Source organism: Streptomyces toyocaensis, assembly GCF_000725125.1.
Lineage (GTDB): Bacteria > Actinomycetota > Actinomycetes > Streptomycetales > Streptomycetaceae > Streptomyces > Streptomyces toyocaensis.
In genome coordinates this window covers 181014-201072 of sequence record NZ_JFCB01000002.1, presented here as the reverse complement: position 1 = coordinate 201072, position 20059 = coordinate 181014, and the positions used below count along the sequence as shown (strand labels likewise).

Below are 20059 nucleotides of genomic sequence, written 5' to 3'. Positions count from 1 at the left end.
GTGGTCATGCGCAGGCAGCGTCCCGGCACACCGACGCTCGAGGAGGTGGCCGCGCTCGCCGGTGTGGGGCGGGGCACCGTGTCCCGCGTCATCAACAACGCGGCGGGCGTCAAGGATTCGACGCGCCGTGCCGTGCAGCGCGCCATCGCCGAACTGGGGTACGTGCCGAACCTGGCGGCCCGTTCGCTGGCGGGCCGGCGCGCCGACGCGGTCGCGCTGGTCATGACGGAACCCGACTGGCGGCAGTTCGGCGAGCCGTTCTTCTCGGAGATCGTCCGGTCCGTCGGTGACGCGCTGACCGACACCGAGGTGCAGTTGCTGCTCACCCTGGTGCGCACGGACGCCGAGCGGCGGCGTCTCGTGGAGTACGCGCGCGGGGGCCGGGTGGACGGCGTCATGCTGATGTCCGTGCACGCCGAGGACGCGCTGCCCGACATGCTGGCCGAGGTCGGGCTGCCCACCGTCCTGCTGGGGCGGCGCTCCGGCGACGAGGCCGTGACCTACGTCGACGCGGACAACGCCGGCGGCGCCCGCAGCGCGGTGGCCCACCTGCTGGGCCTCGGCCGCCGCTCGATCGCGACCATCACCGGCCCGTCCGACATGTACGTGGCCCAGTGCCGGCTGCGCGGTTACCGGGAGGCGCTGGAGCGCGCGGGCGCCGAGAGCGACGCCGCCTGGACCGCAGAGGGCGACTTCTCCGCGGAGAGCGGGCACCGGGCGATGGCCGAACTCCTCTCGCGTGCCCCGGAGATCGACGGGGTCTTCGCCGCGTCGGACACCATGGCCGCCGGCGCGCTCAACGCCCTGCGCGCGGCGGGACGCCGGGTGCCCGAGGACGTGGCCGTGATCGGCTTCGACGACTTCCCGCTCGCCCAGCACACCGACCCGAAGCTGACGACGGTACGTCAGCCCCTGGAGGACATCGGCCGGACGATGGTGCGGCTGCTCCTGGAGGAGATGGAGGAGCCGGCCGTGGCCTGGCGGCACGTCATCCTCCGTACGGAACTGGTGCTCCGCGACTCGGCCTGAGCCGTCTTCACCACCCGCCCCCTGCCGGGCCGGCGCTCCCGCCGAACTGTTTCGGGAGCGCTCCCGAAGTCCGGCCCCCGTTGTGGATCACCTCTCCTGCCTGCGGTTTCGAAATCTCTTCGACGGTTTCCCACGCACAGGCTTGTCAGGGACATGGGTAGCTTCTACAGTCCCGTCCCGAACCACCAATGGGAGCGCTCCCATTCACATGGGGAGACGGGAGCGCTCCCGCCGGTCGGCCCCGCACCCTCTGGAGAGGTCCCCCACATGCGACGGTTACCGCACCACATCCGCGCTCCGCACGGTCTGTTCGCCGCGCTGCTCACCGCTCTCGCCGTGGTCGTGGCCCTGATGACCGCGACCGCGCCGGCCCAGGCCGACACCACGATCTGCGAGCAGTACGGATCGACCACCATTCAGGGGCGCTACGTCGTCCAGAACAACCGCTGGGGCACCAGTGCCACCCAGTGCGTCACCACGACGGAGACCGGCTTCCGCCTCACCCGGGCCGACGGCTCGGTGCCCACCAACGGCGCCCCGAAGTCGTACCCGTCGGTCTTCAACGGCTGCCACTACACCAACTGCTCGCCGGGCACCCAGCTCCCGGCGCGGATCAGTGGCATCTCCTCCGCACCCAGCAGCATCTCCTACGGCTTCGTCGGTGACGCCGTGTACAACGCCTCGTACGACATCTGGCTGGACCCGACGCCCCGGACCGACGGCGTGAACCGCACGGAGATCATGATCTGGCTCAACAAGGTGGGCCCGATCCAGCCGATCGGCTCCCAGGTCGGCACGGCCACCGTGGGCGGCCGCAGCTGGCAGGTGTGGTCGGGCAGCAACGGCTCCAACGACGTGCTGTCGTTCGTCGCGCCCTCGGCGATCAGCGACTGGAGCTTCGACGTCATGGACTTCGTCCGGGAGACCGTCGCCCGGGGCATGGCGCGGAACGACTGGTACCTGACGAGCGTCCAGGCCGGTTTCGAGCCCTGGCAGAACGGGGCCGGGCTCGCGGTGAACTCCTTCTCCTCCACGGTCGACACCGGCGGCGGCACCCCCGGCGACCCGGGAGAGCCCGGTGGCCCGGCGGCATGCACCGTCTCGTACGACACGAACGTCTGGCCGGGCGGCTTCACCGCCAACGTCACCGTGCGCAACACCGGTTCGTCCGCCGTGGACGGCTGGGAGCTCGCCTTCACCCTGCCCTCCGGGCAGCGCGTCACCAACGCCTGGAACGCGTCCGTGACCCCCTCCTGGGGCGCCGTCACGGCCCGTCCGGTGGACGGCAACGCGCAGATCGCGCCCGGCGGGAGCCAGAACTTCGGGTTCCAGGGAACCTACAGCGGCTCCTTCGCGCGGCCGGACGGCTTCCGTCTGAACGGTACCGCCTGCACCAGCGCGTGACACCCCGGGTCGCCCCCCAGCCCCCTGCCCGTCCGGTCGGCGCCCGTCCCCGGACGGGCAGGGGTTCCACCCCCTGCGCACCGCACCTCTTGGACAACCGACTACCGGCACAGGAGATCCCATGGCCTTACGCAGCAGATTCGTCTCCCTGGCAGCGGTTCTGGCCACCCTCCTCGGAGGGCTCGGCCTGAGCTTCCTGTGGCAGAACGACGCCGAGGCACACGGTGTCGCGATGATGCCCGGCTCGCGCACCTACCTCTGTCAACTCGACGCCGTCACCGGCACCGGCGCGCTGGACCCGTCCAACCCGGCGTGCCGGGACGCGCTGAACGAGAGCGGCGCCACGGCGCTGTACAACTGGTTCGCGGTCCTGGACTCCAACGCCGGTGGCCGGGGCGCCGGTTACGTCCCGGACGGCACGCTCTGCAGCGCCGGCGACCGGTCCCCGTACGACTTCTCCGCCTACAACGCGGCCCGCGCCGACTGGCCCCGGACGCATCTGACGTCCGGAGCGACGATCAAGGTGCAGTACAGCAACTGGGCGGCCCATCCCGGCGACTTCCGGGTCTACCTCACCAAGCCCGGATGGTCGCCCACCTCCCAGCTCGGCTGGGACGACCTGGAGCTGATCCAGACCGTCACCAACCCGCCCCAGCAGGGCTCCCCCGGCACCAACGGCGGTCACTACTACTGGAATCTGAACCTGCCCTCCGGCCGCTCCGGTGACGCGCTGATCTTCATGCAGTGGGTGCGTTCGGACAGCCAGGAGAACTTCTTCTCCTGCTCCGACGTCGTCTTCGACGGCGGCAACGGCGAGGTCACCGGTATCGGGGACGCCGGCCCCACACCGGACCCGACCCCCACGGACCCGCCCCCGCACACCGGTGAGTGCATGGCCGTCTACGAGGTGGTGAACTCCTGGAACGGCGGCTTCCAGGGCTCGGTCGAGGTGATGAACCACGGGACCTCGCCGCTCAACGGCTGGGCCGTCCAGTGGAAGCCCGGCTCCGGGACCCGCATCGGCAGCGCGTGGAACGGCTCCCTGTCCACCGCTTCCGACGGCACGGTGACGGTCAGGAACGTCGACCACAACCGGGTGGTCGCCCCTGACGGGAGCACGACGTTCGGCTTCACGGCCACCTCCTCGGGCAACAACGTCCCGGTGGGAACGATCGGCTGCGTGACTCCGTAGCCGGTGAGGCGAGTGACACCCGCTCCCGCTGCCGCGCGGGAGCGGGTGTCCCCCCACTCCTGTCTCCGGGGCCGTGGACAGCGTGTTCCTGTCTCCGGGGCCGTGGACAACGTGTGCCCTCGCGCCGTGCGCCCTGGCCCGGCACGTTTTCGCCGGCGCGGGCGGGCCGGCGCGGGTCGACGGAGGATCACCCACCGGTCTCGGCGGGCCCTCTCCGTGCCCTCTTCGAGACCCACCTGCAACGCTCCGTACCGCACGTTCCGGGCCGCCCCGCCGTCACAGTCACTGAAGTGGGTGTCGACCGACGAGGGGGCACGGACGATGACGTGGCACGGGACACGACGGCCGGCAGGAGTGCTGCTGGCGCTCACAGCGGCCGGCGGACTGCTGATCGGCGGGTGCAGCGCGGGAGGCACCAGCGACTCCAAGGTGGGCGGCGCCTCCTACGACCGCCCGGGCGGCGACTCCGCGCCGCTGCCCGCCCCCGGCCGCAGCGGGGGTCCGGGCGGGCGGTACGACGGTGAACCGCGCGGGGGCGAGCAGGACTCCCGCGGGGTCGCCCCCGATCCCGACCACCTGTCGACCTTCGCCCTGGACGTGGACACGGCCTCGTACGGCTACGCCCGCCGCACCCTCGCCGACGGCCGGCTGCCGGACCCCTCGACCGTCCGTCCGGAGGAGTTCGTCAACAGCTTCCGGCAGGACTACGAGCGTCCCGGCGGCGACGGTTTCACGGTCACCGTGGACGGCGCCCGCACCGACGAGGAGGACTGGTCCCTGGTCCGCGTGGGCCTGGCCACCCGGCCCGCCGGTGAGGACGGTGAACGGGCGCCCGCCGCCCTCACCTTCGTCATCGACATCTCGGGGTCGATGGCCGAGCCCGGCCGTCTCGACCTCGCGCGGCGATCCCTCGGCACCATGACGGACCGGCTGCGCGACGACGACTCGGTCGCCCTCGTCACCTTCAGCGACGAGGCCGAGACCGTCCTGCCGATGACCCGGCTCGGCGGCAACCGGGGCGAGGTCCACGACGCGATCGACGGTCTGGAGCCGACCGACTCCACCAATGTCGGTGCCGGGATGGCGACCGGGTACGAGACCGCCGTGGAGGGGTTGCGCGAGGGCGCCACCAACCGTGTCGTCCTCGTCTCGGACGCCCTCGCCAACACCGGGGAGACCGAGGCCGACGCGATCCTGGAGCGCATCGCGCAGTCCCGCCGCGAGCACGGCATCACGTTGTTCGGTGTGGGCGTCGGCAGCGACTACGGCGACGCCCTCATGGAGCGGCTCGCCGACAGGGGAGACGGCCACACGGTGTACGTGTCCGACGAGGGCGACGCCCGTGAGGTGTTCTGCGAACAGCTCCCGCGCAACATCGAACTGGCGGCCCGTGACGCCAAGGCGCAGGTCGCCTTCGACCCGGAGACGGTCGCGGAGTTCCGGCTCGTCGGCTACGACAACCGCCGGGTCGCCGACGAGGACTTCCGTGACGACCGCGTCGACGGCGGCGAGGTCGGCCCCGGCCACACCGTCACCGCCCTGTACGCCGTACGGACCCGCCCGGGGGCCGAGGGGCACCTCGCCACGGCGACCGTGCGCTGGCTCGACCCCGGCAGCCGCACCCCGCACGAGGAGACGGGCGCTGTCGAGACAGACGGTCTCGCCGACTCCGTCTGGCGCGCGCGGCCCGGTCTCACGGTCACCGCGACGGCCGCCTACTTCGCCGACGCGCTGCGCTCCCCCGGCCACCGCTACGGCGCCCTGCCCGGTGCCCCCGCGCTGGGCGAGCTGCTTGGGCGCGCCGGTTCCCTGGCGGACCGCACCGGCGACAAGGACGTCCGTGAGCTGGCGGAGGCGATCCGCGCGGCGGAGCGGCTGGGCTGACCCCGGCCCCTTGACCCATCCTTACGCACCGGTAAGTTGACTCCAGAGTAAGTAGGCAGGCCAGCAGCCAGCACGAGAGCACCAGCCGCGACCGGGAGCCGTCATGGGCGTACGCAAGGATCTGAAACGGGCGAAACGACGCGCCGATCTGGCGGGACGGACCAGGGTCGAGACCGTCAGGGACGAGCGGGGCGTCGTGCGCGAGGCCCGTACGGCGGCCCTCGCCGCGCGGCAGACCACCGGCAGCACCGCCGACATCCCGTTCACCAACGCGACCGAGGCGCCCGACGCGGTGGTCCTGCGCCGCGAGCGGCACGGCGCCTGGCACCCGGTCACGGCGGCTGCCTTCGCCCATGAGGTCACCGCCGTGGCCAAGGGCCTGATCGCCGCCGGCCTGGAGCCGGGCGACCGGGTCGCGGTGATGTCCCGCACCCGCTACGAGTGGACGGTCCTGGACTTCGCGATCTGGTCCGCCGGCGGCCAGAGCGTGCCGGTCTACGCCACCTCCTCCGCGGACCAGGTGGAGTGGATCGTCCGTGACTCCGGCGCCCGGTACGTCGTCACGGAGACGGCCGGGAACACCGCCACCGTCACCGCCGGCACCGCCGCCCTCCCGGCCGGCCCGCGCCTGTGGGAACTGGACGCCGGTGCCCTCGACGACCTCACCGCACTCGGCGTGGACGTCCCCGACGAGGAGGTCACCGAGCGTCGTACGGCCCTGACCCCCGGCACCGTCGCGACCGTCTGCTACACCTCCGGCACCACCGGGCGGCCCAAGGGCTGCGTCCTCACCCACGCCAACCTGTACGCCGAGGCCGCGAACACCGTGGAGCTGCTGCACCCGATCTTCAAGGAGGTCACGGACCAGGTCGCCTCGACCCTGCTGTTCCTCCCGCTCGCCCACATCCTCGGCCGCACCCTGCAGATCTCCTGCCTGATGGCCCGCATCGAGATCGGCCACAGCCCGGGCATCAAACCGGACGAACTGCGACCCAAGTTGCGGGCGTTCCGCCCGACGTTCCTGGTGGGCGTCCCTTATCTGTTCGAGAAGATCCACGACACCGGCCGGGCCACCGCCGAGAGGATGGGCCGCGGAGCGTCCTTCGACCGAGCCCACCGCGTCGCGGTCCGCTTCGGCGAGGCCCACCTCGACCGGTTCCTGGGCCGTGGAAAGGGCCCCGGTCCCGGTCTGTACGCCGCCTGGGCGCTGTACGACCTGCTCGTCTACCGCCGGGTCCGCAAGGAACTCGGCGGGCGCCTGCGGTACGCCATCAGCGGCGGCTCCCCGCTGGAGCGGGACCTCAACCTCTTCTTCTACGCGGCCGGGATCATGGTCTACGAGGGCTACGGCCTGACCGAGACCACCGCCGCCGCGACCGTCGTCCCGCCGCTGGGCCCCCGTCCCGGCACCGTGGGCCTCCCAGTGCCCGGCACGGCGGTCGGGATCGCCGACGACGGCGAGGTGCGCATCAAGGGCGGCATCGTCTTCGGGTCGTACTGGAACAACCCGGCCGCCACGGACGAGGTGCTCGAAGACGGCTGGTTCACCACCGGTGACCTCGGTTCCCTCGACGACGACGGCTATCTGACCATCACCGGCCGCAAGAAGGACATTCTCGTCACCTCCGGCGGCAAGAACGTCTCCCCCGCCGTCCTGGAGGACCGTCTGCGCAGCCGGCCGCCCGTCGGGCAGTGTCTCGTCGTCGGCGACAACCGGCCCTTCGTGGCCGCGCTGATCACCCTGGACCCCGAGACGGTCGCCCACTGGCTGTCGGTGCGCGGGCTGCCGGCCGACACCCCGATGTCCGAGGTCGTCCGTGACTCGCGGATGCGCGCCGACGTGCAGAAGGCCGTGGACTACGCCAACGAGGCCGTCTCCCGCGCGGAGTCCATCCGCGCCTTCGCCCTGGTCGAGGGCGAGTTCACCGAGGAGAACGGGCTGCTGACCCCTTCGCTCAAGGTCAAGCGGCAGGCGGCGCAGGAGGCGTACGCGGACCGGATCGCGGCCCTGTACGTCTGACCCCGCCTGACCCGCCCGCCCCGCCCGGCCGCCGGCGCCTCGGTCGGCGCAGGTATCCGCGCAAGCGGGGGATCTCGCACGCCTCATCGCGGGCGCGGTGGACTTCGCCGGCGCGCACGGCGCCCCGGCGATCGAGTCGTGCCCCCCTCGAGAACGGCGACGCACGGGTCGACCTGACGATGGCGTACGCCGGGGTCCGCAAGAACTTCGACCGGGCCGGGTTCACCCACGCCACCTGAGGCACCAGCAGACGTTAGCCCCCGGGGTGCCTTCGGGCACGGCGCGACGGTCCTCGAAGACGGAGGCGGGCGGACGTCGATGGTCATGTGCCCACGATGCCCCGCTTCACGGGACCCCGCCGGGCCGTTCGGCGCTCAGTGCGGCGCGCGCAGGTACCGGGCACGGACGCCGAGTTGGGCGAGCAGCAGGACCGGGAAGAGGAGCCGCCAGGGGCCGGCCGGCGCGGCCCGGGTCAGTGAGCGCAGGGTGAGCAGGACCCGCCCGTCGTCGTCCCGGTGCACGACGAAGGCCTCCTCCCCGCTGACCGGATGCCCCCACCGGGTCCCATAGGCGAAACCGCACCGGTCCGCGGTGTCCACCACCGCGACGACCTCGACCGGTTCCCGGACGGCGAACCGCCCGAGGCCCGCCGTGATGGTGTACCGGCCACCCTTGCGGACCTCCGGGCCGCCTCCGTCGGCGGGGACGACGGTGAAGCCGCTGCGCCGTTTGACTTCCCATCGGGGCACGGCGTCCCGGACGGCGGTCCAGGTGCCTTCTCCCCGTCCGACCGTCACGGTGCGCTCGAACCGGCGGAACCCGGGCGGGGACGCGGGCCAGAGCGGGGCGTCCGGGAAGGTCGCCCCGCGGTCGGGGTAGCTCAGGCCGCCGTCGTCACCCATGCGTGCGCGCCGTCGGGTCCAGGAAGTCCGCCAGACCCGCGAGGAGGCGGTCGACGTCCTCGTCGTCGGTGTACGGGGCCAGCCCGATGCGCAGGCCACCGGTGTCCCCGAGGCCGAGGCGGCGGGAGGCCTCCAGCGCGTAGAAACTGCCTGAGGGCGCGTGGACGCCGCGCTCGGCGAGGAAGCGGTAGGCGTCCTTGGTGCGGTGGCCTTCGAGGGTGATCAGCAGCGTCGGCGTGCGCCGGGCGGCGCGGGACCGGACGGTGACCCCGTCGAGGGCCGCGAGGCCCTTCTCGAGCCGGTCCCGCAGCAGGGCCTCGTGCTCCTCGATCAGCTCGAACGCCACGGCGAGCCGTTCCCGGCGGCTGCCGCCCCGCTGCCCTGCCAGGCCGGCCAGGAAGTCGACGGCCGCGCGGGTGCCCGCGAGGAACTCGTAGGGCAGCGTGCCGAGCTCGAAGCGCTCGGGAACCGCGTCCGAGGAGGGCAGCAGCTTGTCCGGCCGCAGCGTCCGGAGGAGCTCCGGGCGTGCGGCCAGGACGCCGTGGTGCGGGCCGAGGAACTTGTACGGGGAGCAGACGAAGAAGTCCGCGCCGAGCGCCTCGGTGTCGACGTGCGCGTGCGCGGTGTAGTGCACGCCGTCGACGTACAGGAGGGCTCCCGCCTCGTGGACGGTCCGCGCGATCTCGGCGATCGGGGGGATGGTGCCTATCAGGTTCGACGCCGCGGTGACCGCGACCACCCGGGTGCGCTCGGAGAGCTGTGCGCGGATGTCGTCGGCGGTGAGTTCGCCGCTGTCCGGGTCGAAGTCCGCCCGGCGCACCGTGGCGCCGGCCCGTCCGGCCGCCTGCACCCAGGGGCGGATGTTGGCGTCGTGGTCCAGCCGCGTCACGACCACCTCGTCGCCGGGGGACCACCCGGCGGCGAGGGTGCGGGCGAAGTCGTAGGTGAGCTGGGTGGCGCTACGGCCGAAGACGATGCCGGCGGGGTCGGCGCCCAGGAGGTCGGCCATCGCGCGGCGGGCCTCGACGACGACGGTGTCGGCGTTGCGCTCGCCGGGCAGGCGCTCCCCGCGGTTGGAGAGGGGCCGGGACAGCGCGCCGGCGATCGCCTCGATGACGGGCAGCGGCGTCTGGGTGCCGCCGGGGCCGTCGAAGTGCGCGGTACCGGCGGCCAGTGCGGGCACCTGGGCACGCAGTGCGGTGAGGTCGTACGTCACGGGGTTTCCTCTCGGTGCGGGCCCGGGGTACGGGTGCCGGTGTTCCGGTCAGGTGGGTGAGCCGTCGGCCGCCGGTTCCGCCGGCGGGTCGGTGAGCTGCTCGCGCAGATAGTTCCAGACGACCGCTATCAGCGCGGCGACGGGTACCGCGAGAAGGCTGCCGACGATGCCGGCCAGGCTGCCGCCCAGGGTCACCGCCAGCAGCACGACGGCGGCGTGGAGCCCGAGACCGCGGCTCTGGATCATGGGCTGGAACACGTTGCCCTCGAGCTGCTGCACCACGACGATGATGACCAGCACGAGCAGCGCGTCCATCAGTCCGTTGGACACCAGCGCGATGAGCACCGCGACCAGTCCGGCGAACAGGGCGCCGATGATGGGGACGAACGCGGACACGAAGGTCAGCACCGCCAGCGGGAGCACCAGCGGTACGTCGAGGATCCACAGGCCCAGGCCGATGAGCACGGCGTCGATCAGGCCGACGAGCGCCTGGGACCGCACGAACGAGCCCAGGGTGAGCCAGCACCGCTCGACGACCACCGGGACGTCGGTGGCGAGCCGGCCGGGGAGCTGGCGGCGCAGCCAGGGCAGGAAGCGCGGGCCGTCCTTGAGGAAGAAGAACATCAGGAAGAGCGCCAGTACGGCGGTGACCACGCCGCTGAAGACGGTGCTCACCCCCGTGACGGCGGTGGTGGCGATGGACCCGGCGCTGTCCTGCAGGCGGGAGGTGGCGGTGTCGAAGGCGTCCGCGATCTGGGCGTCGTCGATGTTCAGCGGCGGCCCGGCGGCCCACTCGCGCAGCTTCTGGACACCCTCGACCACCCCGTCCCCCAGCCTGCCGGACTCCGACGCGACGGGTACCGCGATCAGCGCCACGGTCCCGGCGGCCACCAGCAGGGACAGCACGGTCACCAGGGACGCGGCGACCGCCGGTGCCAGGCCGCGCCGGCGCAGGAAGCGGGTCGGGGGCCAGGTGAGCGTGGTCAGGAGCAGACCGACCACGAGGGGCCAGACCACCGGCCACATCCGGCCCAGCAGCCAGAGCACCACGGCGGCCGCCAGCAGGACCAGCAGCAGCTCGGCGGAGACGCGAGCCGAGGTACGCAGCGCGGCGCGGGTTCTCCCCGCGTTCAGGGTGGCAGACATGCAGGCACCTTACGGGGCCCGCACGCACCGGTGATTCCCCGGGATCCCCGCACCCCGTGCGGGTCCGCGGACGACCGGGCCGGGTGGGGCAGGTGGGGAACCGGTGTGAGAGCCCTCCTCACGGCGTCCCGCTCCGGAAGGGACCTGCCACCGAACGTCCCGTTCTCCCTGCCTCGCGCGGCTACGGCGTCTTCGTCAACCACCCCGGGGCCGTGTCCTTCGAGATCGGGTCCGAGTCCGTCGGCCAGGTCCAGTTCAGCGTCGAGGACCAGTCACTGGAGTACTACCTCGCCGCCGGACCGACCCCCAAGGAGGTCCTCGGCCGCTACACGGCCCTGACCCGACGCCCCGCCCTGCCCCCGGCCTGGTCCTTCGGCCTGTGGCTCAGCGCCTCCTTCACCACGTCGTACGACGAGGGGACGGTGACGTCGCTCGTCGACGGCATGGCCGACCGCGGCATCCCGCTTCCCGTCTTCCACTTCGACTGCTTCTGGATGCGCGAGTACCAGTGGGGCCTCCCCCTGTACGTCCGCGAGGGTGCCGTGCTGCCGCTGGCCGGCGACGACTCACGGCCGGACGGCGACCGGCTGGACGGCCCCGTCCTGCTGGTGCATCCGCCGGCCGGGCCCGGCGGCACGGCCGAGGTCACCGTGGAACGTCGCGGCCGGGCTGCCGGCCGCGACGTTCCGGGTCCGACGGGACGACGACGTCCTGCGGGTCACGGCGTCGGGGTCCGACCGCCCGTTCACGGTGCGCGTCGCGGGCGGGGCGGAGGCACCGGGCACGGGCCAGGTGTCGGTGCCGCTGCGGTCACCCGGTCACGTCCCCGGATGACTGCCGGGGACGTGACCCGGACCCGCCAGGGGGGTCGGTGAGAGGGCCGCGGGTTCCTCACCGGCCTCCAGGAGGGTGTCCGCGGCGCCGACGATCAGCGGGTCCGGCTTGCCCATCGCCTCGTGGTCCTTCGTCGGGTAGTCGCAGCGGTCGAGGAGGCTGCGCATGGCCTCGAGCCTGCCCCGGCGCTTGTCGTTGTTCTTCACGACCGTCCAGGGCGCGTGGGGGGTGTCCGTGGCCCGGAACATCTCCACCTTGGCCTTGGTGTAGTCGTCCCACCGGTCCAGCGAGGCGAGGTCCATCGGCGACAGTTTCCAGCGTCGCACGGGGTCGACCTGCCGGATCGCGAAGCGGGTGCGCTGTTCGGCCCGGGACACGGAGAACCAGAACTTCACCAGCATGATGCCGTCGTCCGTGAGCAGCCGCTCGAACATGGGCGTCTGCTCGAGGAACTTGCGGTACTCCTCGTCCGAGCAGAAGCCCATGACCCGCTCGACCCCGGCACGGTTGTACCAGGAGCGGTCGAAGAAGACGATCTCCCCCCGGGCCGGCAGATGGGCCACGTAGCGCTGGAAGTACCACTGCCCGGCCTCCCGCTCGGTCGGCCTCTCCAGGGCGACCACGCGGGCACCGCGGGGGTTCAGTCGCTCCATGAACCGCTGGATGGTGCCGCCCTTGCCCGCCGCGTCGCGTCCCTCGCAGACCACCACGATGCGCTGGCCGGTGTCCTTCACCCACCGCTGCATCTTCAGCAACTCGATCTGCAGGATGCGCTTGGTCCGCTCGTACTCCGCCCTGCGGATCTTCCGGTCGTAGGGGTGGTTCTCCCGCCAGGTCTCGATCGGGGTGCCGTCGGCGTCGAGGAGCACGGGACGCTCCGGGCGCCGGTCGTCCACCTCCAGTCCGTGGAGCAGATCGTCGCGGGTCGTCCCGGGTGCCGCCGCCCCGTCCTTGGTACGGCCCTCCGACGTGTCCGAGTGTTCGGCCGTCACGTGGTCTCCCGCCTCTTCGGTGCGCTGGGGTCTGTCGTCATGCTGTCGTCATGGTGCCGTCTGCCCCGCGACGCCCTCCTTAGCAGAAGCGTATGCCTCTTGGGTGTTTTGCGGTGATTCGTTCTGGACGGAACGGGAGACGTGCCCGGCGAACGGTCGCTCAGCCGAGCAGCAACTGGACGAGGGCCACGGACCCGATCGTGACGATGAGGGTTCGGAGCACCGCGGGACTGAACCTGCGGCCCGTCCTCGCCCCGAGCTGGCCGCCGAGGGCGGAGCCCGCCGCGATGAGCGCGACGGCCGTCCAGTCGAAGTCGGCGACGAAGAGGAAGACGGTCGCCGCGACCGTGTTGACGATCGCCGCGAGCACGTTCTTCACGGCGTTGAGGCGTTGCAGCGGCTCGTCGAGGAGCAGACCCATCAGCGATATGTAGAGGATGCCCTGGGCGGCGGCGAAGTAGCCCCCGTAGACGCTGGCCAGCGTCAGGCTGGTGAACAGCGGCCATCCGCCGTCGCGCCGGGCGGGGCGTCCCTGCGGCGGGCGGCGGCCGCGCACCTTCTTGCCGATCAGGGGCTGGAGGGCGACGAGGACGAGGGCGAGCCCCACCAGGATCGGCACGATGGTCTCGAACGCCTCGGCGGGCAGGGCGAGCAGGAGGGTGGCCCCCGCGAGCGCGCCCAGCGCCGCGCCGATGCCGAGCCTGCGGACGCGGCGGGCCTGGCCTGCGAGTTCCCGCCGGTAGCCGATGGCGCCGCTGACGGCGCCTGGGACCAGGCCGAGGGCGTTGGAGACCGTGGCGGTGACGGGTGACAGACCGGTCGCGAGCAGAACGGGGAAGGCGACCAGCGTCCCCGATCCGACGACCGCGTTCAGGGCACCGGCGCCGACGCCCGCCGCGAAGACCCCGAGCATCTCCGGCGGCGTCATGCCGTGGCTCCGGTCGCCTCGGGGTCGGGTGAGGCGTGCGGCCGGCCGGGGCCCGGGGAAACGTTCATGGGAGGACGCTAGCCCGCGGACGGTCCGGCCGGCGCCGCAGGGTCCCCGCCCGGCGACACGCCGACCCGGGGCAGGCCTCGCGGCCGTACCACCGGGTCGTCATGTCGCCATGTCGTCGCGGACGCGGGACGTTCTAGGCCGCGCGGTCCGCGGCCGGCTTCGGCCGCGGCCTGCGGCGCGGTGCTTCACCGGTGCGCCGCCCCTGGGCGGTGCGGTCCTGTGCCGGGCGCTCCCCCGTGGCGCGGCCGCGCTGCGCGGTCCGGCCCTCGGCGTTGCGGGCCTGCCCGTCGCCTGCCTGCTTGGCACGGCCCTGGGCACCGCGGCCGCGGCGGCCGCGGGACGACGAGGACGCGGCGCGGCGGGGGCGCTCCACGACCGGCGCCGCGATGACGACCGGGACACCCGAGGGTTCCTGGGCTCCCGTGATGCGGCTCAGCTCCGCGTCGCCCGACCGCACCTGGGTGATGCGCGGGGTGATGCCCGCCTGTGTCATCAGCCGGCTGAAGTCGCGCCGCTGGTCGCGCGTCACCAGGGTGATGACGCTGCCGGACTCGCCGGCACGGGCCGTGCGGCCGCCCCGGTGCAGATAGTCCTTGTGGTCGCTCGGCGGATCGACGTTGACGACCAGGTCGAGGTTGTCGACGTGGATGCCCCGCGCCGCGACGTTGGTCGCCACCAGCACCGTCACCTGCCCGTCCTTGAACTGGGTGAGGGTCCGGGTGCGCTGGGGCTGCGACTTGCCGCCGTGCAGGGCGGCCGCGCGCACACCGCTGTTCAGCAGGTGCTTGGTCAGCCTGTCCACCGCGTGCTTGGTGTCGAGGAACATGATCACCCGGCCGTCCCGTGCCGCGATCTCGGTCGTCGTCCGGCGCTTGTCCGTGTCGTCGACGTGGAGCACGTGGTGCTCCATCGTCGTAACCGCGCCCGCGGACGGGTCGACGGAGTGGACCACCGGGTCGGTCAGGTAACGGCGTACCAGCTGGTCGACGTTGCGGTCGAGGGTGGCGGAGAAGAGCATGCGCTGGCCGTCGGCCCGCACCTGGTCGAGCAGCCTGGTGACCTGAGGCAGGAAGCCCATGTCGGCCATCTGGTCGGCCTCGTCCAGCACGGTGACGGCGACCTCGTCGAGTACGCAGTCACCGCGCTCGATGAGGTCCTTGAGCCGTCCGGGCGTCGCGACGACGACCTCCGCGCCCGCCCGCAGGGCACTGGCCTGCTTGCCGATCGACAGCCCGCCGACGACGGTGGCGAGCCGGAGCCGCACCGCGCGTGCGTACGGCGTCAGCGCGTCCGTGACCTGCCCGGCCAGCTCGCGCGTGGGGACGAGGACCAGGGCGAGCGGCTTGCGCGGCTCGGCGCGACGACCCTCCGTGCGGGCCAGCAGCGCCAGCCCGAAGGCGAGGGTCTTGCCCGAACCGGTGCGGCCCCGGCCGAGTACGTCACGGCCGGCGAGGGAGTTCGGCAGCGTGGCCGCCTGGATGGGGAACGGCACCGTCACGCCTTCGTGGCCCAGCGTGGCCAGCATCTCCGCCGGCAGGGCGAGTTCGTCGAAGGCCTGTACGGCGGGGAGCGCGGGGGTGCTCGTCACCGGGAGGGCGAACTCACCGGTGACCGCGGTCCCGCGGCCCGGGGAGCCCTTGGAGCGTCGCTGCGCTCCGGCGCGATGGGCTGCGGCGCCCGTGCGGCCGCCGCCCTTGGAGAAGCCCTGTCCGCCGGAGCGGGCGCGGGCCGTTCGGTTGTTCGCGCGTGCCTGTGTCAAGTGGAACCTTCCTTGATGTGGCACGTATCAAGGAATGTCCGCCGCAGTGGTACAACGCAGGGAATTGCAAGAACGAGCCGGAGATGAAGTGGTCACGTCTGCTGTTCCGCCCGGTCCATGGGACGAGACCCCTGAAAAGCAGCGAACCGGAGCCCACACCTTCCGGTGCCGACCCCAGCTGCGACGTAGACGTCGGTATGGCGTAGGGACGGTGTCTCCGGCCCTGCGACTTTTTCGATTACCACGGCTACCACTGAGATCGACAGTAGCACGGCGCGATCGGGCCCGTACAGGCGGTCTCCCACCGCCCGGAGGCCCGCGGCGCCCCGGTGGGCGGGCTGCTCGGCCCGGTGGGCCGGGGCGTGTGGACCGACCGGTCCGCGAGCAGCAGGCCGGCGAGGCGGAGCCGGCCCGGTCCCGCCGGTCGTCAGAAGGCGTAGCGGACGTCGAGCCACGGGGCGTGGCGTGCCACCAGGTCGCGCAGATCCGCGAGGGCGTGGCGTTTGATGCCGGCGCGGTAGCGGAGGTTGAGGGCGCCGTTCTGGGAACGCTTGGTCTCCTGCGCGGCGGGCTGCCACAGCACCTCCTCGCCGCGCGGGTGCCAGCGGAGGTTGACCTCGTGCAGGTCGGCGTTGTGGGTCAGCATGATGACTTCCGCCCGCGCCTGCCGCTTGACGCGCTGCGGCAGTACGTCGTCCATCTGCCGCAGCAGTTCGGCCCAGGCCTCGTGCCAGCCGGGGCGGACGACGACGGGTGAGAGGTTGAAGTGCACCTCGTACCCGGCGTCGAGGAAGTCCGCGGCGGCGGCGATCCGCCGGTCGACCGGGCTGGTACGCAGGTCCAGCAGGCGCGAGTCGTCGGCCGGCATCACCGAGAACCGGATCCGGGTGCCGCCGCGCGGGTCGAGTTCCAGCAGGTCCGGGTTGACGAATTTGGTCGCGAACGACGCCTTCGCGGTGGGCCAGTCGCGGAAGGCGCGGACCAGGTCGGCGGTGTTGTCGCAGACGAGGGCGTCGACGGAGCAGTCGCCGTTCTCCCCGATGTCGTACACCCACGCCTGGGGATCGCACTGGTTGGGCTCCGGCTTCGGGCCCTGGGCGGCGACATGACGTCCCAGGTGGTCGATGATCCGGTCGATGTTGGTGAAGAGGGTGATCGGGTTGGCGAAGCCCTTGCGGCGGGGCACATAGCAGTACACGCAGGACAGGGCGCAGCCGTTGGACGGTCCCGGGGCGATCCAGTCGGCGGACCGGCCGTTGGGCCGGATGGTGAGGGTCTTCTTCACGCCCAGCACCAGTGTCTCGCGCTTGACGCGCATCCAGCGGTCGGCGCTGCCCTCGTTGCCGTGCAGCTCGGGAATGCGCCAGTGGGAGTCGACCTCGATCAGCCGGGCCCCGGGGAACCGGGCGAGGATCTGCCGGCCGCGCGGGGAGACGACGGCGGCCGGTTCGGCGTGGATCTCCCGGACGGCGAGGAGCCTGCGCGCCTGCGCGGAGTCGCGGAAGGCCGGGCCGGACCGGGGCGGCTCGGCCGGCGGCTCCCGCGACAGCTCGTCGAGGCCGAAGAGCGGCTCCTGCGGGCCGTGGGACGGGGAGGAGTGGTGGCGCATGTCCTGACCGGCTGTTCGGACGGGGAGGCGGTGTGGGTTCCGTCGGCCGGTTCCGGCGGAACCCGGCCATTCTCCCCACTCTACGGCGCCGGGGTGAGGAGTCGCGGCTCACCGGACCGCGGGTCCTCACCACCGGCCCGGCCGGGCCGCGCCCGGACGGCCCGCGAGCGCGTCGGTGGCCGTCCTGGCGGTTCCGGCGTGGTGGGTCTCAGGACCGGGTGGGGTGGGTCTCAGGGCCGGGTGGTGAAGCGTTCCCAGACCCGGTGCGAGCCCAGGAGCTCGCGGACCCGCTCGAGGACGGCGGTACCGGAGCCCGCGACGACGACGCCGGGCGCGTCGGCGGGTACACCGGCCGCCGCGAGGGCCGTCTCGCCGCCCGCCCACGCGCCGATCGCCTTGCCGTGCCGGAACGCCTCCGCCAGCAGCTGGTCGACCCGCGGGTCCGACGACGCCTGCCGGGCCGCGGGCGCGCCCCTGCCGTCGCGCACGCCGGGCGCGTCGCCGCCCACGGCAGGCGGACCCGCCAGCAGGACGGCGTCGAACTCGACGGAGCGCGCGGTGACGTAGCTGCGCTGTGCCGTCAGCGCGCCCGCGCCGGAGCCGAGGGTGCCGCCGGTCGGTGCGACGACGAGGGGAACCATGCCGGCCTCCAGCACCGCGTCGCGTACCGCGTGCACCCCGTCCAGGTCGCCGTCCGGGGCCGTCAGGATCCCGATGACACGACCGTCCACCGGCCAGGTCCCCCCGACCTGGGAGAGCGCCGGGCTGGGCTCGACGTCGGCGAGCGGCACGGTCGGCTCCGGGGCCGGCAGTCCGAGCCCTTCGGCGACGCCGGCGCACAGCTCGGGGTCGATGTTCGCCAGGACCTGGAGGGTCCGCACCCTGATGGCCTCTTCGTAGCACTTGCCCAGCTCGAAGATGTAGGCGCCGATGATGTGCTCGCGCTCCACCGGGCTCATGCTCAGCCAGAAGCGGCGGGGCTGGCTGAAGTGGTCCGCGAAGGACTCCGGGGCCTCGCGCACCTTGGACCCCTCCGGAACGCGCACCGGAGTCTCGATGTACGCGCTCATGTCCGCGCCGGCGGTGAACGGGCAGCCGCCGTCGAGGGAGTTGGGCCGGTAGGGCGCCACGCCCCGGTGCACGGCGGTCTGGTGCATGCCGTCGCGGAGCATGTCGTTGACCGGCGCGTGCGGGCGGTTGATGGGCAGCTGCGGGAAGTTGGGCCCGCCGAGGCGGGTGATCTGGGTGTCCAGGTACGAGAACAGCCGTCCCGCGAGCAGGGGGTCGTCGGTGACGTCGATCCCGGGCACGAGGTGACCGACGTGGAAGGCCACCTGCTCGGTCTCGGCGAAGAAGTTGGACGGGTTCCGGTCGAGCGTCATCAGCCCGATCGGCTGCACCGGCGCGAGTTCCTCGGGGACCATGTTCGTCGGGTCCAGCAGGTCGATGCCCTCGAAGGTCTGGTCCGGTGTGTCGGGGAAGGTCTGGATGCCCAGTTCCCACTGCGGGTAGGCGCCCGCCTCGATGGCGTCGGCGAGGTCCCGGCGGTGGAAGTCCGGGTCGTTGCCGTTGATGAGCTGCGCCTCGTCCCACACCAGGGAGTGCACGCCCAGCTTGGGCTTCCAGTGGAACTTCACCAGCGTCGTGCCGCCCTCGGCGTTCACCAGGCGGAAGGTGTGGACGCCGAAGCCCTCCATCATCCGGTAGGAGCGCGGGATGCCGCGGTCACCCATGAAGAAGAGGGTGTGGTGGGTCGCCTCGGTGTGCAGGGACACGAAGTCCCAGAACGTGTCGTGGGCGCTCTGCGCCTGCGGGATCTCCCTGTCAGGGTGCGGCTTGGCGGCGTGCACGACGTCGGGGAACTTGATGGCGTCCTGGATGAAGAACACCGGGATGTTGTTGCCGACCAGGTCGAAGACGCCCTCGCTGGTGTAGAACTTCGTCGCGAAGCCGCGGGTGTCACGCACGGTGTCGGCGGACCCGCGTGAGCCGACCACGGTGGAGAACCGCACGAACACCGGCGTTTCGACGTCCGGGGCGAGGAAGCCGGCCTTGGTCACGGAGGACGCCGTGCCGTAGCTCTGGAAGACCCCGTGTGCGCCCGCGCCGCGGGCGTGGACCACGCGCTCCGGAATGCGCTCGTGGTCGAAGTGCATGATCTTCTCGCGCAGGTGGTGGTCCTGGAGCAGTACGGGGCCGCGCGGACCCGCCTTGAGCGAGTGGTCGGTGTCGTACAGCCGTGTTCCCTGCGCGTTGGTCAGGTAGCTCCCGGACTGGGCCACCCTCGCCTGATCGGCGCCGGTCGGTTGACCGGTGGGCGACACGGTGTCCGGGCCGCTCTGGTCCGGCTTCGGCGGCAGCGGTTCACGGGGTTCTGTCGGCTCGGCCACGGTGGGGGGCTGCGGGCCCGGCCGGCCGGGAATCCAGTCGGCCGGGGCCGAGGCGTCTCCCTGCAGGCTTTCGGTGATCTTCTTCGCGGCCCGCTTGACGGGGTTGGCCTCGCTCATGAGGGGTGACACTCCTCCGCTTCAGACCGGCCACGACGGAGTGGCCGTACGTTCGGTTGCCGACTGCGGCCGCCCCGACGACACAAAGGGGTGAAAAGGGCACCGGGCACCGCCAACGTCTCACGGCGCGAACGCCCTCGCAGCGAGCGCGGCCCGATGGGGTGAACGTCCCGCCCCGAGGAACCCACGCTCCGCGCTTCCCCCCTCTCCCCCGCCGGATCCGGCCGCTCAGCCCGCGTACCCACGGCTCGCGAGTCAAGGCACGGGGATTCGGCACGGAGCGCGCCGCGGTCGCGGCCCCGCCCGTTCAGAGGGTGATCGCGTCCGCCGCCGGATTCAGAACAACTCCCCCTGCTCGGCGGAGCCGGCGCGGCGGGTCCGGCGGCGCGGCCGGGGGCCGCGCGCGGGGTTCTCCTCGCCGAACAGCGGCTCGGTGCCGTACTCGTCCGGCTCGGCCGGCACCACGACGGGGCCCGGCCCCACGTTGAGGCACAGCGGGGCCTCGCAGTCGAAGTCCCCGGGCGTCATGTCCGTCCAGTCGCGTTCCCGACGCTCACTCACCGACGCT

Annotated in this window: 14 protein-coding genes and 2 pseudogenes; 7 read left to right on the top strand and 9 right to left on the bottom strand. The window is 72.6% G+C overall.

The window, feature by feature from the left end:
- Positions 1-6 precede the first annotated feature (6 nt).
- The 6 genes and pseudogenes from BU52_RS04780 to BU52_RS36145 form a co-directional block, all read left to right on the top strand.
- The gene (locus BU52_RS04780; protein WP_037928902.1) at positions 7-1029 is read left to right on the top strand and encodes a LacI family DNA-binding transcriptional regulator; all 1023 of its coding nucleotides are present in this window, start codon (positions 7-9) and stop codon (positions 1027-1029) included.
- Positions 1030-1296: 267 nt separating this feature from the next.
- Entirely contained in the window at positions 1297-2433 is a 1137-nt protein-coding gene (locus tag BU52_RS04775; protein WP_037928554.1) for a GH12 family glycosyl hydrolase domain-containing protein, read from the top strand.
- 121 nt (positions 2434-2554) lie between these two features.
- Positions 2555-3625 (top strand): lytic polysaccharide monooxygenase auxiliary activity family 9 protein, encoded by a 1071-nt coding sequence (locus tag BU52_RS04770; protein WP_037928552.1) that lies wholly within the window; start codon positions 2555-2557, stop codon positions 3623-3625.
- Between the two features lie 321 nt (positions 3626-3946).
- Positions 3947-5509 carry a vWA domain-containing protein gene (locus BU52_RS04765; protein ID WP_037928899.1) on the top strand — a complete coding sequence of 521 codons (1563 nt, stop codon included), beginning with the start codon at positions 3947-3949 and terminating at the stop codon, positions 5507-5509.
- Positions 5510-5612: 103 nt separating this feature from the next.
- A complete protein-coding gene (locus tag BU52_RS04760; protein ID WP_037928550.1) occupies positions 5613-7529 on the top strand; it encodes an AMP-dependent synthetase/ligase in 1917 nt (638 codons plus the stop codon).
- Between the two features lie 59 nt (positions 7530-7588).
- Positions 7589-7768 (top strand): annotated as a pseudogene (locus tag BU52_RS36145) (GNAT family N-acetyltransferase); the annotation flags it as partial.
- Positions 7769-7903: 135 nt separating this feature from the next.
- On the opposite strand, the gene BU52_RS04755 reads toward BU52_RS36145, so the two are convergent.
- Genes BU52_RS04755 through BU52_RS04745 form a run of 3 tightly spaced genes read right to left on the bottom strand, consistent with a single transcriptional unit; the run spans position 7904 to position 10793 of the window.
- Positions 7904-8431, bottom strand: a complete 528-nt coding sequence (locus tag BU52_RS04755) for a DUF1990 family protein (RefSeq protein ID WP_037928547.1) — start codon at positions 8429-8431, stop codon at positions 7904-7906.
- On the bottom strand, positions 8424-9647 hold the full coding sequence (locus BU52_RS04750; protein ID WP_037928544.1) for a cysteine desulfurase-like protein: 1224 nt from the start codon (positions 9645-9647) through the stop codon (positions 8424-8426). Before BU52_RS04750 ends, BU52_RS04755 begins: the two co-directional genes overlap by 8 nt.
- A gap of 48 nt (positions 9648-9695) precedes the next feature.
- Complete coding sequence (locus BU52_RS04745) at positions 9696-10793, bottom strand: AI-2E family transporter (RefSeq protein ID WP_037928542.1); 1098 nt, start codon at positions 10791-10793, stop codon at positions 9696-9698.
- 158 nt (positions 10794-10951) lie between these two features.
- Here BU52_RS04745 and BU52_RS36140 point away from each other — a divergent pair.
- Positions 10952-11305, top strand: a pseudogene (locus BU52_RS36140) (TIM-barrel domain-containing protein); the annotation flags it as partial.
- A gap of 306 nt (positions 11306-11611) precedes the next feature.
- Here BU52_RS36140 and ppk2 read toward each other — a convergent pair.
- The 6 genes from ppk2 to BU52_RS04710 all read right to left on the bottom strand — a co-directional run bounded on the left by ppk2 (position 11612) and on the right by BU52_RS04710 (position 20052).
- The gene (gene ppk2, locus BU52_RS04735) at positions 11612-12619 is read right to left on the bottom strand and encodes a polyphosphate kinase 2 (protein ID WP_037928537.1); all 1008 of its coding nucleotides are present in this window, start codon (positions 12617-12619) and stop codon (positions 11612-11614) included.
- 160 nt (positions 12620-12779) lie between these two features.
- Positions 12780-13547, bottom strand: a complete 768-nt coding sequence (locus BU52_RS04730; protein WP_037928534.1) for a sulfite exporter TauE/SafE family protein — start codon at positions 13545-13547, stop codon at positions 12780-12782.
- Positions 13548-13749: 202 nt separating this feature from the next.
- Positions 13750-15375, bottom strand: coding sequence for a DEAD/DEAH box helicase (locus BU52_RS04725; RefSeq protein ID WP_037928532.1), 1626 nt, complete (start codon positions 15373-15375; stop codon positions 13750-13752).
- A 427-nt stretch (positions 15376-15802) separates the two neighbouring features.
- Positions 15803-16984 (bottom strand): spore photoproduct lyase family protein, encoded by a 1182-nt coding sequence (locus BU52_RS04720; protein ID WP_037928529.1) that lies wholly within the window; start codon positions 16982-16984, stop codon positions 15803-15805.
- A 230-nt stretch (positions 16985-17214) separates the two neighbouring features.
- A complete protein-coding gene (locus BU52_RS04715; RefSeq protein WP_037928526.1) occupies positions 17215-19491 on the bottom strand; it encodes a catalase in 2277 nt (758 codons plus the stop codon).
- A 336-nt stretch (positions 19492-19827) separates the two neighbouring features.
- Positions 19828-20052 carry a hypothetical protein gene (locus BU52_RS04710; protein WP_037928522.1) on the bottom strand — a complete coding sequence of 75 codons (225 nt, stop codon included), beginning with the start codon at positions 20050-20052 and terminating at the stop codon, positions 19828-19830.
- Positions 20053-20059 lie beyond the last annotated feature (7 nt).